This window comes from Treponema rectale, assembly GCF_014202035.1.
In the GTDB taxonomy this organism is placed as follows: Bacteria; Spirochaetota; Spirochaetia; order Treponematales; family Treponemataceae; genus Treponema_D; species Treponema_D rectale.
Map to the genome: position 1 here is coordinate 605,850 of NZ_JACHFR010000002.1, position 13,035 is coordinate 618,884.

Below are 13,035 nucleotides of genomic sequence, written 5' to 3' on the forward strand. Positions count from 1 at the left end.
CCCGAGTTGAAAAATTTATGCTGAGGTCTTATATTTTTTATATGGCTGTATACAATACTACTTCACTTAATGCAGATGAATTTATCAATCATGAAGAAATTCAGGAGACACTTGCCTACGCTGATGCCCATAAAAATGACATTGACCTTATAGACAGTATTTTGGAAAAGGCCCGTCCTCAGAAATCAGGAAACGGATGCCGTTGTGCCGGACTTACACACCGGGAAGCTTCCGTACTTCTTGCCTGTGATATTCCGGAAAAAATTGAGCGCATGTATGAAATTGCCGAAGAGATAAAACAGGCTTTCTATGGAAACAGAATAGTTCTTTTTGCTCCTCTGTATCTTTCAAACTATTGCGTAAACGGATGTCTTTACTGTCCCTATCATTTGAAGAATAAACACATTGCCAGAAAGAAGCTTACTCAGGAAGAAATCCGTGAGGAAGTAATTGCCCTTCAGGATATGGGGCACAAGCGCCTTGCCATAGAAGCCGGAGAAGATCCTGTAAATAATCCAATTGAATATATTCTTGAAAGTATCAGGACTATTTATTCGATTAATCATAAAAACGGTGCAATCCGCCGCGTAAATGTAAATATTGCTGCAACAACAGTAGAAAATTATAAAAAACTTCATGACGCGGGAATCGGAACCTATATTCTGTTTCAGGAAACTTATAACAGGAAGAGTTATGAAGAGCTGCATCCTACTGGTCCTAAGCATGATTACTCATGGCATACGGAAGCAATGGACAGAGCCATGGAAGGCGGAATTGATGATGTAGGACTGGGAGTTCTCTTTGGCCTTGAAAGTTACCGTTATGAATTTGCGGGGCTTTTAATGCACGCGGAACATCTTGAAGCTGTACACGGGGTTGGGCCTCATACAATAAGTGTTCCCCGGGTAAAGCATGCGGACGATATTAATCCTGATGTTTTTGATAATTCAATTCCTGATGAAATGTTTAAAAAGATAATTGCCTGCATCCGTATTGCAGTTCCTTATACAGGTATGATTATTTCTACCCGTGAAGGAGAAAAAGTCCGTGAGGAAGCACTGAAGCTGGGAATAAGTCAGATTTCCGGCGGTTCCCGTACAAGCGTGGGCGGATATACTCAGGCAGAGCGTCCTCATGATACGGAACAGTTTGACGTAAGTGACCAGCGCACTCTTGATGAAGTTGTAAAGTGGCTTATGGAAAAGGATCACATACCTTCTTTCTGTACTGCCTGCTACAGGGAAGGAAGAACCGGCGACCGTTTTATGAGTCTTTGTAAAAGCGGACAGATTTTAAACTGCTGTCATCCGAATGCCCTTATGACACTGACGGAATATCTTGTGGACTATGCTTCTGATGCAACAAAAAAAGTCGGATTCAAAATGATTGAGGAGGAATTGAAAAAGATTCCTAAAGATAAAGTCCGTGAAATTACTGCAGAGCATATTGAAGCAATAAAAAATTCAGACAGAAGGGATTTCAGGTTTTAAAAGTGGAACAGAATTCATTGCCAAGGGTAACGGTTGCTTTTTTTGGAAAACGCAATGCCGGAAAATCAAGTCTTGTAAATGCAATTACGGCACAGGATATGAGTATAGTTTCTGAAATAAAGGGAACTACAACTGATCCTGTAAAAAAAACAATGGAACTGCTGCCTCTTGGTCCTGTTGTAATAATTGATACTCCGGGAATTGATGATGAAGGTGAACTGGGGCAGCTGCGTATTGAAAAAACAAGGCGCATATTGGATTCAGTTCAGATAGCTGTTCTTGTAAAAGACTGCCGTGAAAAAAAATTTTCTCCTGAAGAAAAATATCTGCTTGATGAGTTTAAGAATAAAAAAGTTCCCTGTGTTGTTGCTCTGAATAAATGTGATCTGGCAGAAGATGAAGAAAACTGCGTTTCGATGGAAGAAAATTCTGAAAGCTGTATTTTTGTAAGTGCCCTGTCTAAAAAAAATATTGAAGGGCTTAAAAATAAAATTGCATCTCTCCGTCCTCAGCAGCATAAGGTTCCTTTTGTAAAAGATTTGCTGAAACCAAAGGATACAGTTGTTCTGGTAATTCCTATTGATAAGGCTGCACCGGAAGGCCGTCTGATTTTGCCCCAGCAGATTGCGTTACGGGATATTCTTGATGCTCAGGCAGTTCCTGTCTGTACCAGTGTAGAAAATCTGAGTTATGTTCTTGAAATCCTTTCTCAGAAACCTGCTATGGTTATAACTGATTCTCAGGCTTTTGCTCAGGTGGATAAAATTGTTCCGGAAGAAATTCCTTTGACGAGTTTTTCTATTTTGATGTCCCGTTTTAAGGGAACTCTTGAACATTCAGCAGAGTGCGTAAAAAAAATTGATGAACTGAAATCCGGTGACAGAGTTTTAATAAGTGAAGGCTGTACTCATCACAGGCAGTGTGGTGATATAGGAACTCAAAAAATACCTGCTCTGTTAAAAAAATACTCAGGCAGGGAACTGGCTTTTGATTTTACCAGCGGCGGAACTTTTCCTGAAGATCTGTCTGCTTATACTCTTGTAATTCACTGCGGCGGATGCATGCTTAACGAAAAAGAAATGCAGAGCAGGGAAGAATACTGCAGAAAACAGGGAGTTCCCTTTACAAATTACGGAATGGCAATTGCCTTTATGAACGGAATTCTTAAACGGACCCTGGAGATTCCCGGATTTACTTTTTGATGTTTATTGACGCAATAATTTCTTTGTGATAAGAATTTCACCATGCAGGGTTCAGCTGTAGTAAAAAGAAAAGCTGTTTTTTTAGCATCTGCTTTTTTATTATCAGTTTTATTTTCCTCATTTTACATTTTTCATGAAGCAGAGCATGAGTGTTCCGGTGAAGATTGTGAGATCTGTCTTTGCCTTCAGATGGCAGAACAGAATTTTTCTCATCTCGAAAGCGGAAAAGCAGTTTCAGCTGTACTTGCAGTTTTTGTTTTAGTTTATTTTTGTTCCGTAAAACTCAATCCTTTTTTTATAAATACTCCTGTATCAAAAAAAATCCGTCTCAATAATTGAAGTTTTTTTTCTATATATAAGAGCTTTGACAGTCTCAAAAAAATGAACGTTCAAAAGATCCCCTCTGAAAATATATTCTGTTTGGGAAGCGGATGTTCTTTTACAAATTTTATATGAGGAAAAATATGAAAAAAATAATTTCTTTGTTTGCGTCGGCATTATTAATGAGTGTCCTGTTTTTGTCTTGTAATGCAAAAAAAAGTTCCGGCAAACTTCAGGTTGTGACAACAATTTATCCTGTTTATGACTGGGTAGAAAATATTCTTGGAGAAAAAAGCTCTGATGTGGAAGTTACTCTTCTGCTGGATAATGGAGTTGATCTTCATAACTATCAGCCGTCTGCAGATGATATTGTAAAAATTATTAACAGTGATGTTTTTATTTATGTCGGCGGAGAGTCTGATGAATGGGTAGATGACGTTCTTGAAAACGCTGTAAATAAAAATATGGTTGTAGTTAATCTTCTGGAAGAAATCGGTGATGCTGCAAAAGAAGAAGAGTTTGTTGAGGGAATGCAGCAGGAAGATGAGCACGAGCATGAAGACGAAGATGAGGATGAACATGAGCATCATCATGATGAGGAAGAAGCTGAGTATGATGAACATGTATGGCTTTCTCTCAGAAATGCCAGTGTCCTTACAAAGAGTATTGCTTCTGCATTGAAAAAGGTTGATTCAAAAAATGCAGATGTATATGAAGCAAACAGTCTTGCATATATAGAAAAACTTTCTATCCTTGATAAGGAATACAGTGCAGCTGTCAGCAGTGCAAAGAGAAAGACACTTCTTTTTGCAGACCGTTTTCCGTTCCGCTATATGACGGAAGATTACGGACTTAAATACTATACAGCATTCATCGGCTGTTCTGCAGAAACAGAAGCAAGTTTTGATACGGTTATTTTCCTTTCAAAAAAACTGGATGAACTTAATCTGCCGGTTGTTTTGACAATAGAAGGAAAATCTCACAGAATTGCAGAGACTGTTGTTGCAGGTTCAAAAAATAAAAATCAGAAGATTCTTTCTCTGAATTCTCTTCAGGCTTCTTCAAAAAAAGATTTTACAAACGGAAAGGACTATCTTTCTGTAATGTATGCTAATCTTGATGTATTAAAGGAAGCTCTTAAATAAAAAATAAAGGAGACTGTAATGGCATTGCTTACGGTACGGAATCTGGATTTGGGATATAACGGGAATGTAATTTTAAAGGATTTAAATTTTTCTGTTAATTCCGGAGACTATCTTTGTATTGTTGGAGAAAACGGTGCAGGAAAATCTACTCTGATGAAAACCCTTTTACGCCTGCAGTCTCCTTTGTCAGGTCAGATAGTTACAGGAGACGGACTAAAGAGAAATGAAATAGGATATCTGCCACAGCAGACTGTAGTTCAGAAAGATTTTCCGGCTTCTGTTTATGAAATTGTTTTGTCCGGCTGTCAGGCTCGCTGCGGGTTCAGGCCTTTTTATAATCGTAAAGAAAAGAATCTTGCAAAGAAAAATATTGAGCGTATGGGAATAACTTCTCTTTCTTCAAGATGTTACAGGGAACTGTCTGGCGGACAGCAGCAGAGAGTTCTTCTGGCAAGAGCGTTGTGTGCTGCAGAAAAAATTCTTCTTCTTGACGAACCGGTTTCTGGACTTGATCCTAAAGTTACTTCGGAAATGTATTCACTTATTTCTGAATTGAATGCTTCAGGAATTACTATAATAATGATTTCTCATGATATGAGTGCGGCATTAAAATATTCTACGCATATTCTTCATGTAGGAAAGAAAACTTTTTTTGGAACAAAAGATGAATATTTAAAAAGTGAATGTGGAAAATTTTTCTTAAATCAGAATATAACTGCTCAGGAGAAAGCTGATGTTTGATGAACTTATGATGTATCTTCAGTACCCTATAATTCGTTATGCCATAATAGTAGGTGTACTTGTAGCCCTCTGTTCTTCTTTGCTGGGAGTTACTCTGGTATTAAAAAGATTTTCTTTTATCGGAGACGGTCTTTCTCATGTTGCTTTTGGAATTATGGCCATAGCAGGAATTCTGAATCTGACTAATAATATGATTATCGTTTTGCCGGGAACAATTTTAAGTGCGGTTCTTCTTTTGCGTACAAGTCAGAATGCAAAGATAAAGGGAGATGCCGCCATAGCGATGATTTCTGTAGGTGCTCTTGCCTTTGGTTATCTTCTTATGAATGTGTTTCCTGTGTCTGCAAATCTTTCTGCTGATGTCTGTACAACCTTATTTGGTTCAACTTCAATACTTACGTTAAGAAAAAATGATGTATTGTTATGCGTCATACTTTCGCTGGCAGTTGATGTTCTTTTTGTGTTTTTTTACAACAAGATTTTTTCTATTACCTTTGATGAAAATTTTGCCAGGGCTTCTGGTGTTCAGGTCGGCCTTTATAATTTTTTAATTGCTGTTGTAGTTGCTGTTATAATCGTTCTTGCCATGAATCTTGTAGGTTCCCTGCTTATATCGGCACTGGTAATTTTTCCGGCACTGTCTGCCATGAGGCTTTTTAAAACTTTTAGAAAAGTAACTGTTTTTTCTGCAGTTCTTTCTGTAATATGTGCTTTCTCAGGAATTATAATTTCAATTCTGGAGAGGCTTCCTGTAGGTTCTACAATAGTTGCAGTTGATGTTGCAGCCTTTGTTTTATGCTGGGCAGCAGGTTTGTTTATCGGAGGAATAAGAAAATGATTCGTAAAAGTTTTTTGTGGGCGGCTTTATCAGCAGGTGTAGTGCTTTTGTGTTTTTCTGTATTTTCATGTAAAAGACAGTCTTCTGCCTCCCGTTTTACAAAAAATAACGGTCCTACTGTAGACAGCGTTCTTGATTCAATTGTGTCGGAACCGGCTGCTCAAACTTCAGTCTCAGATACTGCAGAAAAGATTGACAGAAATGAAGAAGATTTAAAACAGAGATGGAAAGAAAGTTTTCTTGCGGATGAACGTAAGATAGACCTGGATTTGACGACTATGGATTCAAATATGGTTTATTCTGAAGTTTACAAAATGCTTATTTATCCTGAAGACTATATCGGTAAGATTGTAAAAATGCGCGGACAGTTTTCTTCTTATCATGATGAATATTCAGGCAATACTTATTTTGCATGTATAATTCAGGATGCCCTTGCCTGCTGCTCCAGCGGACTGGAATTTTCTTTAAAAGACAACAGTTATGAATATCCGAAGGATTTTCCTGTAGAAGGAGAAAATATAACTGTCATCGGAAGATTTTCAACTTATCTTGACGATGACATTCAGTATCTTTCTCTTTCAGATTCAGTTTTTATGTAATATGAATCAGAAATCTTACAGCGCCAGTCCCTTCATTTCTGCAATGGAACTGTAGCCGTGGGATTTCATGAAGGCGGTAAGTCCGTCTACGATTTCACACATTGCGTTCGGATTAGAGAAAGTTGCGCTTCCGACCTGAACTGCATCAGCTCCTGCCATTATGAATTCAACTGCATCCTGCCACCTGCTTATACCGCCAAGTCCTACAACAGGAACCTGTTCTGATTCCGGAAGTTTTTTTATTGCAGAACAGACGTCATAAACCATTCTTAAGGCAATCGGCTTTACTGCCGGGCCGCACATGCCGGCTTTTACATTGTTAAAATATGGACGGGCTTTTTCTATGTCGATGGCTACAGCCTGAATTGTATTGATGAGGCTTAATGCATCTGCTCCTGCTTTTATACAGCTTAATGCAACAGCAACAAGATCCGGTGCATTAGGAGAAAGTTTTACCATAAGCGGTTTTGATGTAGCTTTGCGGACAGCACTTACACATTCATAAGCTGCTTCCGGTTCCGTTCCCCATGCCATTCCGCCGTGTTTTACGTTAGGACAGCTGATGTTAAGTTCAATCATTGGAACATCTGTTTTATCAAGAAGCTTTGCTCCTTCAACATAAGACTCAAGGTCACTTCCTGCAAGATTTGCAATTGTTGTTGTATCAAGAGAGAGCATTCGCGGAAGTTCATTTTCTATAAATGAAGGAACGCCTGGGTTTTCAAGACCGATGGAGTTTATGTCTCCTCCGGTTATTTCTATAATGCGTTCTCCTTCATTGCCTGGTTTAGGATTCAGTGTAAGGCCTTTTGAACTTATGCCGCCGATTCTGCTTACGTCAAAAAAGCCTCTGTAGTTTTGACCGAAGCCAAAAGTTCCGCTGGCTGCAATTACCGGATTTTTAAATTCAACACCTGCAATTTTTACTTTTAGATCCGGCTCTTTATTTTCAAGGCAGTGGTTTTTATGTGCTGAAGGAATCTGTGAGCGCAGTAAGTCAAAATCAAGAATGCTTCCTTCAAATATCGGTCCGTCTTTGCATACACGCCTGTTTCCGATTTTTGTCTGAATCGTACATCCGAGACAGGCCCCTGCACCGCAAAGCATTTTCTTTTCGAGACTCAGGTAAGATTTAATTCCGCATTTTTCTGCAATGTCTTTTACATAAGAAAGCATAGGCATTGGACCGCAGGCAAAAATTACTTTATATCCTGCAGCCTTTATTTTTTCTTCCGTAAGGGCTGCACTGAGCATTCCGTGAATACCTTCGCTTCCGTCATCTGTCGTTATGATAAGGTTCTGTGCCTTTATGTTTTCAAGCCCGTAGGTTTTTGATTTGAAGCTGGCAAAAAAATCATAGCTTTTTGGAGTAAGGGAAGAAGCAAAATTTGCAACCGGTGCAACTCCGATTCCTCCTCCCACAATTGCAATTTGAGGCCTGTCACTTTCAAGGGCATAGATATCCTGGGGAAGAGTAAAGCAGTTGCCTAAAGGTCCGGTTATGTCAATTTTATCATTAGGCTTTAAGTGACAGAGTTCTTTTGTTCCTTCACCCTTTTCAAGAATCATGAACTGGATTTTAAGCAGTTTTTTTTCTGATGCAGGAACGGTTCCTTCTGTAGAATTGTATACGCTTATTGGTCTTCCAAACTGAACTCCGGAAACACTTCCTTTAATCATGTAAAACTGTCCCGGTCTGGAAGAGATCTGATTTTTTTCTACAGCAGTAAGAACTTCGAGAAGGTAGACGTTTGACTGTCCTTCAATTTTTTTTACGAAACTTACATCTGCTTTCTGGGCGTATAAAATGCCTTTTCCATTTTCGTCGATTTCCGGTGCATCCATGATTTTCTCCTGAAGTTATTTTATGTTGGAAAGATATTCTTCATCACTTATTCTTGATGAACGTACGGCATCTGCTATTGCAGCTTCCATTGCTGCTGTTGCAAGTATACCGGCTGTGTTTACGTCTGAAGGAACTTTTGTTCCGCAACTTGCCGCATAGATTGTATCTCCGTCACCCATTGTTCCGCATGGAATTATGCATTTTGCATAGGCGGCTCGTGTCATTACGGCAATTTTTTTCAGGTCAGATTTTGAAAAGTTTCCGTTTGTAAAAACAGCTCCGATTGTTGTATTTGTATTTTTAAAAGTACCGGCATATTTTTCGGAAACGGTTTTGTAAAGCTGTTCCAGAAAATCGCAGTACTCAGTTCTGTTTTCATTCATCAGGCCGCAGATTTTTTTTGAATTGCTGTATACATCTCCAAAAGAATTTACAACAACTGCAGCTCCGACTTTAAGCTCTCCAAGTTTAAAAGCCGCATAACCGATACCGCTTTTCTGGGCCCGCTTCATTCCGCAGATTTTTCCGGCAGTTGCACCGCAGCCTCCGCCGATGTTTCCGCTTACCGGGGAATTTTTTTCAAGAGCATTTTTACAGGCTTCATATCCCATTGCACTGTCAGGCCTGATTTTTGCACTTCCATAACTTAAGTCATATATGTCACTTTGAACGACAATCGGAACTTTAGCAAAATGTGTGTCGTAGCCCATGGAGTTTTCTTCAAGACATTTCATTACACCGTCTGAAGCAGCAAGTCCGAAGGCAGAGCCTCCTCCAAGTACAATGGCATTTATGTTTATGTCGTTTTTTTCTACATCAACAACAGGGACTTCCCGGCTGGCAGGACCGCCTCCGGAGACATCACAGGCTGCAACTGCCCCTTCCGGGAATACAAAAACTGTTACTCCGGTTTTTGCTTCATCATTCTGTGCATTTCCTGCAGAGACCCCTTCTATCTGACTAAAACTGATCTGTTCAGGCATGCTGGTTAAAGGTTTTTGTATGCATCAAGAAGTTCTTTTTTACTTGCAAGAGCTGCCTTTGAAGCTGCGTCTGCAATGTCCTTCATCGTAAGGGAATCTTCACCTTTTGCAAGGCAGTCAGAATCTTTTTTCCATGCGCAGAGTATGCCGCGGCTTGAGTTTACGGTGCCTCCGCATTTATCCATAAGGGTGGCACAGATTCTTGCAGCGCCTCCCTGTGCGCCGTATCCCGGAATAAGGAAGTAAATCTCAGGGTATGCATCCCGTAAAAGTCTTGCATCGCTTTCTTCCGTACAGCCAACCACAGCTCCTATTGGAGAACAGGTCTGTCCTGCAAAGTCTGATTCAAATTCAGTTCTAAGACGTTCAAGTTCTTCTCCCACATTATCAAGAACACGCTTTCCGTTTTTAAGTTCCTGCTGTTCAATGTCAGTCATTCCAGGGTTTGAAGTGCGCAGGAGAACAAAAATACCCTTTCCTTTTTTGCAGTATTCGGCAAATGGCTTAAGGGTATCAAAACCCATGTACGGATTTATGGTAATAATGTCTGTTTCAAAGTCACCGGTAAAATGTGCCCTGGCATAGGCACCGGCGGTTGCGGCAATGTCGCCTCTTTTTATGTCAGAAATGCAGATTAAACCTGATTTTTTTACTTCCTTTAAGGTTTCTGCGTAGACTTTCATTCCTTCAAGTCCCATGGCTTCATAATAGGCAATCTGAACCTTAAAGCAGCAGGCGCTTTTTTCCTGAGTAACTCTGGAAATGATTTCTTTATTGTAGGCAAGAACAGCCTGAGCCGGAGAAGGGTAGTTTTTTAAAACCGACTGGGGAATATAAGAAGGATCAGTATCCAAACCAACGCAAAGAGGGCCGTTTGCAGTGCCCAGTTCCTGTAAAATCTGCATGTTATGTTTCATAATACTAATGAGTATACAATAAATTTTTCTATATAAGAAGTCCAGGGATAAGTTTTAAGGAAGCCGGATAATGTAAAAAAAACCTTAAAAATTTGTTTATTAAATGATTCCGCCTTATAATTTAAATAGGGTGAGATTCAACCTGGAGGTGAAATTATGGCAGTAATAAGTTATTCATTAGGTGCAGCTCAGGAAGTAACAGGAAGTAAACATATTCTTGAAATTGACGGAAGAAGCTTTATGATTGACTGCGGTGCATTCCAGGGAAAGCGTTCTGAAAGTGATGAAAAAAACAGGAATTTTGATTTTGCTCCTGATAAGATTGAAAGTGTAGTTCTTACACATGCTCATTATGATCACTGCGGACTTTTGCCTGTACTTACAAAAAACGGTTACGGCGGAAACATTTATGCAACTCCTGCAACCCGTGATCTTGCTAATATTGTAATGATGGACAGTGCCCGCATTCAGGCTCGTGATGCGGAATTTCTTGCAAAACAGGCTGCAAAAAAAGGCGAGAAGTTTTCCTGGAAGCCATTGTTTACGGAAAAAGACTGCGTTAAGGCTGCTGATCAGATTATTACCTTAAGCTATAACCGTAAAATGTTCATAGCTCCTGACGTTCAGCTGGAATTTTTTGATGCAGGTCATATTCTTGGAAGTTCACTGGCATATTTTACGATTACAGGACAGCGTAAAAACCATCTCAGCGGAAAAGCATCCGGCGGTATGGGAACTTCCCGCAGAAGATTATGGCACCGCATATTCGGTATAAATCCTGATAAGAGAGGAAGGGATCAGGCTCAGGAAGAAGAAGCTCTTAAAGGGGCTCCAAGTGATGAAATCCGTGTTCTTTATACAGGTGACCTTGGCCGCAAGTGCAAGCCTATTATCCGTGATCCGGCAGTTGAATTTCCGGCACCGGATTATATTTTTATGGAAAGTACATACGGAAACCGTCTTCATGAACCTTCTTCAGTGGCAATGGAAGATCTTGAAAAAATCGTACGCCGCGCTGTAGATCAGAAAGGCAAGATTATCATTCCGTCTTTTGCAATTGAACGTGCTCAGGAGATTCTGTATTACCTTCATCTTCTTGTAGATCAGAAAAAGATTCCTCAGATTCCTGTATACATGGATTCGCCGATGGCTGTAAATGCTACCGGTATTTTCCAGCTGCATCAGGAATGTTATGACGAAAAGACAAAGCAGGCTTTCCTTCAGCATCATAAGAATCCTTTCGGATGGAACAGCATGCAGTTTGTTCAGTCTGTTGATGAATCAAAGGAACTTAACAAAAAGCAGGGTCCGATGATAATCATCAGTGCCGACGGTATGTGTGAAGCCGGCCGTATTCTTTATCATCTTGCAAATAACATTAACAATCCTAAGAATATCATTCTTCTTGTAGGCTATATGTCAGAAAATACTCTGGGACGCAGGATCCGCGACGGAGAAAAAGAAGTAAAGATTCTTGGAGACTGGTATAACGTAAAGGCTCAGGTAGAAACAATAAATGCATTCAGTGCCCACGCTGATTATCAGGAAAGTCTGGACTGGCTTAATGAAATTGACACAAGCCGCCTTAAAAAGATTTTCCTTGTACACGGTGAACATGATGCCCAGCTGTTTATGAAGGATTTCCTTGAAAAGAACGGCTATCCGAATGTAGAAATTGTTAAATACGGTGAGTCTTATGAACTTAAATAGTTTTTAAGGCGGTACCGTTTACCAGATAATTGAATATTCTGCAGAACTCTGCATGGAAAGCAGATATACCAGCGGGATTTCAAAGGAAGCCCTTTTTTCTGAATGTGAGATTTCATGTTTTGAAGAAAGGGCTTTTTTTATTTTTTTTCCTGAAGGGCATCCAAGGTTTAAGGTAATTTTTGCATTCCACATTTCATCTGCCAGTTCTTCTCCGTAAACAGAGGCAACAAGATCTCTGTATTCTTCCGGAGTCATTTTTTCTCCTGTAACAGACGGGGCCATAAGAAGGTCGACGTAGTTCTTTTCTTCATCAGTAAGTGAAGTCTGGTATGTATCCTGAAGAATTGCCGGTGAAATTTTTATTGTAAGGGAGTTTGCAGTACTGGAAATGAATCTGTCAGTAAAATCTGTGTCGGTGCAGATTCTTGCAATTTCTTTTTCAGAAAAAAAACTATCTTCTATGTCCTGGCCGCTGTAGTCAGTAATCTGTGCTATTGTTTCTTTAAGGGCCTTTCCTAAATTAAGGGAGCAGCCGTCTACATTATATCCGCCGGAATTGTCAGCCGTGATAACTATTTCGTTTTTGCAGGAAAAAAAGAGGGGAAGGATTACAGCTGTGACAGTCAGAATTAAAAATCGTTTTGTAGTTTTCATATTAATAAAATAACTTTTAATTCTGATTGTTACAATCGGACCTATTGTTTTGTCTTCGGAAGGAATCTGCCTGTTGCGTAGTAGTGCTGCTTCCAGTAGCGGGCATCCATTAATTCCAGCTGAACGCCTGTTCTTGGGCCGTCACTTATAGCAGAAATAAAAACTCTTTTTCCTTCAAATTTTTTATTAGGTCCATGATAAACTCCGCAGTAAATTCCCACGTGAGTTATTTTTTCGGAGTTAGGATTTGCTTTAAAAAAAACTAAATCTCCTGGTTCCCTGTTATTTATAGAAACTACTTCTGTTTTTTCAAACATCGCATTGCATAGCCGCGGAAAGTGTCCGTTGTCTGTAAGCTTTGGACTGACTGCATGGTTTACGCACCAGGAAACATATCCGGAGCAGTCTAAACCGCCGTCTCTTTTAGGATCACTTCCTCCCCAGACATATTTTGTTCCTTCAAGTTTGAGGGCATAGGTAATGAGCTTCTGCCGTTCATCAGAAACCTTTGGTGCTGCAAATGATTGTGCACATGCAGCAGAGAATAAAAAAAGTGCAGTAAGTGTCTTTACAAAATTCTTCATATATA

At 39.7% G+C, this 13,035-nt stretch carries 13 protein-coding genes; 8 read left to right on the forward strand and 5 right to left on the reverse strand.

Translation table 11 applies throughout. The annotated features are described in order from the left end of the window. Positions 1-41 precede the first annotated feature (41 nt). The 7 genes from hydG (at position 42) to HNP77_RS07305 (ending at position 6,336) form a co-directional block, all read left to right on the forward strand. A complete protein-coding gene (gene hydG / locus HNP77_RS07275) occupies positions 42-1,490 on the forward strand; it encodes a [FeFe] hydrogenase H-cluster radical SAM maturase HydG (protein ID WP_184652512.1) in 1,449 nt (482 codons plus the stop codon). A gap of 2 nt (positions 1,491-1,492) precedes the next feature. Then, the gene (hydF, locus tag HNP77_RS07280) at positions 1,493-2,692 is read left to right on the forward strand and encodes a [FeFe] hydrogenase H-cluster maturation GTPase HydF (RefSeq protein ID WP_184652513.1); all 1,200 of its coding nucleotides are present in this window, start codon (positions 1,493-1,495) and stop codon (positions 2,690-2,692) included. A gap of 42 nt (positions 2,693-2,734) precedes the next feature. After that, positions 2,735-3,031 (forward strand): hypothetical protein, encoded by a 297-nt coding sequence (locus HNP77_RS07285; protein ID WP_184652514.1) that lies wholly within the window; start codon positions 2,735-2,737, stop codon positions 3,029-3,031. Positions 3,032-3,156: 125 nt separating this feature from the next. Beyond that, the gene (locus HNP77_RS07290; RefSeq protein ID WP_184652515.1) at positions 3,157-4,158 is read left to right on the forward strand and encodes a metal ABC transporter substrate-binding protein; all 1,002 of its coding nucleotides are present in this window, start codon (positions 3,157-3,159) and stop codon (positions 4,156-4,158) included. Positions 4,159-4,176: 18 nt separating this feature from the next. Further along, a complete protein-coding gene (locus HNP77_RS07295) occupies positions 4,177-4,899 on the forward strand; it encodes a metal ABC transporter ATP-binding protein (protein ID WP_184652516.1) in 723 nt (240 codons plus the stop codon). Then, entirely contained in the window at positions 4,892-5,737 is an 846-nt protein-coding gene (locus HNP77_RS07300; protein ID WP_184652517.1) for a metal ABC transporter permease, read from the forward strand. Before HNP77_RS07295 ends, HNP77_RS07300 begins: the two co-directional genes overlap by 8 nt. After that, positions 5,734-6,336 carry a hypothetical protein gene (locus HNP77_RS07305; protein WP_184652518.1) on the forward strand — a complete coding sequence of 201 codons (603 nt, stop codon included), beginning with the start codon at positions 5,734-5,736 and terminating at the stop codon, positions 6,334-6,336. The genes HNP77_RS07300 and HNP77_RS07305 overlap by 4 nt, the downstream gene beginning before the upstream one ends. Before the next feature lie 15 nt (positions 6,337-6,351). Here HNP77_RS07305 and HNP77_RS07310 read toward each other — a convergent pair whose 3' ends face one another. From HNP77_RS07310 to pyrF, 3 genes are read right to left on the reverse strand one after another with little or no spacing between them, the layout of a single operon-like run. Beyond that, positions 6,352-8,181 (reverse strand): dihydroorotate dehydrogenase, encoded by a 1,830-nt coding sequence (locus HNP77_RS07310; protein ID WP_184652519.1) that lies wholly within the window; start codon positions 8,179-8,181, stop codon positions 6,352-6,354. Positions 8,182-8,196: 15 nt separating this feature from the next. After that, on the reverse strand, positions 8,197-9,165 hold the full coding sequence (locus HNP77_RS07315; RefSeq protein WP_184652520.1) for a P1 family peptidase: 969 nt from the start codon (positions 9,163-9,165) through the stop codon (positions 8,197-8,199). 5 nt (positions 9,166-9,170) lie between these two features. After that, on the reverse strand, positions 9,171-10,082 hold the full coding sequence (gene pyrF / locus HNP77_RS07320; protein WP_184652521.1) for an orotidine-5'-phosphate decarboxylase: 912 nt from the start codon (positions 10,080-10,082) through the stop codon (positions 9,171-9,173). A 156-nt stretch (positions 10,083-10,238) separates the two neighbouring features. On the opposite strand from pyrF, the gene HNP77_RS07325 reads away from it, so the two are divergent. Continuing rightward, on the forward strand, positions 10,239-11,792 hold the full coding sequence (locus HNP77_RS07325; RefSeq protein WP_184652522.1) for an MBL fold metallo-hydrolase RNA specificity domain-containing protein: 1,554 nt from the start codon (positions 10,239-10,241) through the stop codon (positions 11,790-11,792). Positions 11,793-11,810: 18 nt separating this feature from the next. Here the strand turns inward: HNP77_RS07325 and HNP77_RS07330 are convergent, their stop codons facing one another. Continuing rightward, positions 11,811-12,446, reverse strand: a complete 636-nt coding sequence (locus HNP77_RS07330; protein WP_184652523.1) for a hypothetical protein — start codon at positions 12,444-12,446, stop codon at positions 11,811-11,813. A gap of 41 nt (positions 12,447-12,487) precedes the next feature. Continuing rightward, positions 12,488-13,030, reverse strand: coding sequence for a C40 family peptidase (locus tag HNP77_RS07335; protein ID WP_184652524.1), 543 nt, complete (start codon positions 13,028-13,030; stop codon positions 12,488-12,490). Positions 13,031-13,035: the final 5 nt, after the last annotated feature.

Excerpts from the sequence above, each read along its gene's own strand:
- hydG (WP_184652512.1), top strand. The coding sequence starts at position 42 with ATGGCTGTATACAATACTACTTCACTTAATGCAGATGAATTTATCAAT.
- HNP77_RS07285 (WP_184652514.1), top strand. The coding sequence starts at position 2,735 with ATGCAGGGTTCAGCTGTAGTAAAAAGAAAAGCTGTTTTTTTAGCATCT.
- HNP77_RS07290 (WP_184652515.1), top strand. The coding sequence starts at position 3,157 with ATGAAAAAAATAATTTCTTTGTTTGCGTCGGCATTATTAATGAGTGTC.
- HNP77_RS07295 (WP_184652516.1), top strand. The coding sequence starts at position 4,177 with ATGGCATTGCTTACGGTACGGAATCTGGATTTGGGATATAACGGGAAT.
- HNP77_RS07300 (WP_184652517.1), top strand. The coding sequence starts at position 4,892 with ATGTTTGATGAACTTATGATGTATCTTCAGTACCCTATAATTCGTTAT.
- HNP77_RS07305 (WP_184652518.1), top strand. The coding sequence starts at position 5,734 with ATGATTCGTAAAAGTTTTTTGTGGGCGGCTTTATCAGCAGGTGTAGTG.
- HNP77_RS07310 (WP_184652519.1), bottom strand. The coding sequence starts at position 8,181 with ATGGATGCACCGGAAATCGACGAAAATGGAAAAGGCATTTTATACGCC.
- HNP77_RS07315 (WP_184652520.1), bottom strand. The coding sequence starts at position 9,165 with ATGCCTGAACAGATCAGTTTTAGTCAGATAGAAGGGGTCTCTGCAGGA.
- pyrF (WP_184652521.1), bottom strand. The coding sequence starts at position 10,082 with ATGAAACATAACATGCAGATTTTACAGGAACTGGGCACTGCAAACGGC.
- HNP77_RS07325 (WP_184652522.1), top strand. The coding sequence starts at position 10,239 with ATGGCAGTAATAAGTTATTCATTAGGTGCAGCTCAGGAAGTAACAGGA.
- HNP77_RS07330 (WP_184652523.1), bottom strand. The coding sequence starts at position 12,446 with ATGAAAACTACAAAACGATTTTTAATTCTGACTGTCACAGCTGTAATC.
- HNP77_RS07335 (WP_184652524.1), bottom strand. The coding sequence starts at position 13,030 with ATGAAGAATTTTGTAAAGACACTTACTGCACTTTTTTTATTCTCTGCT.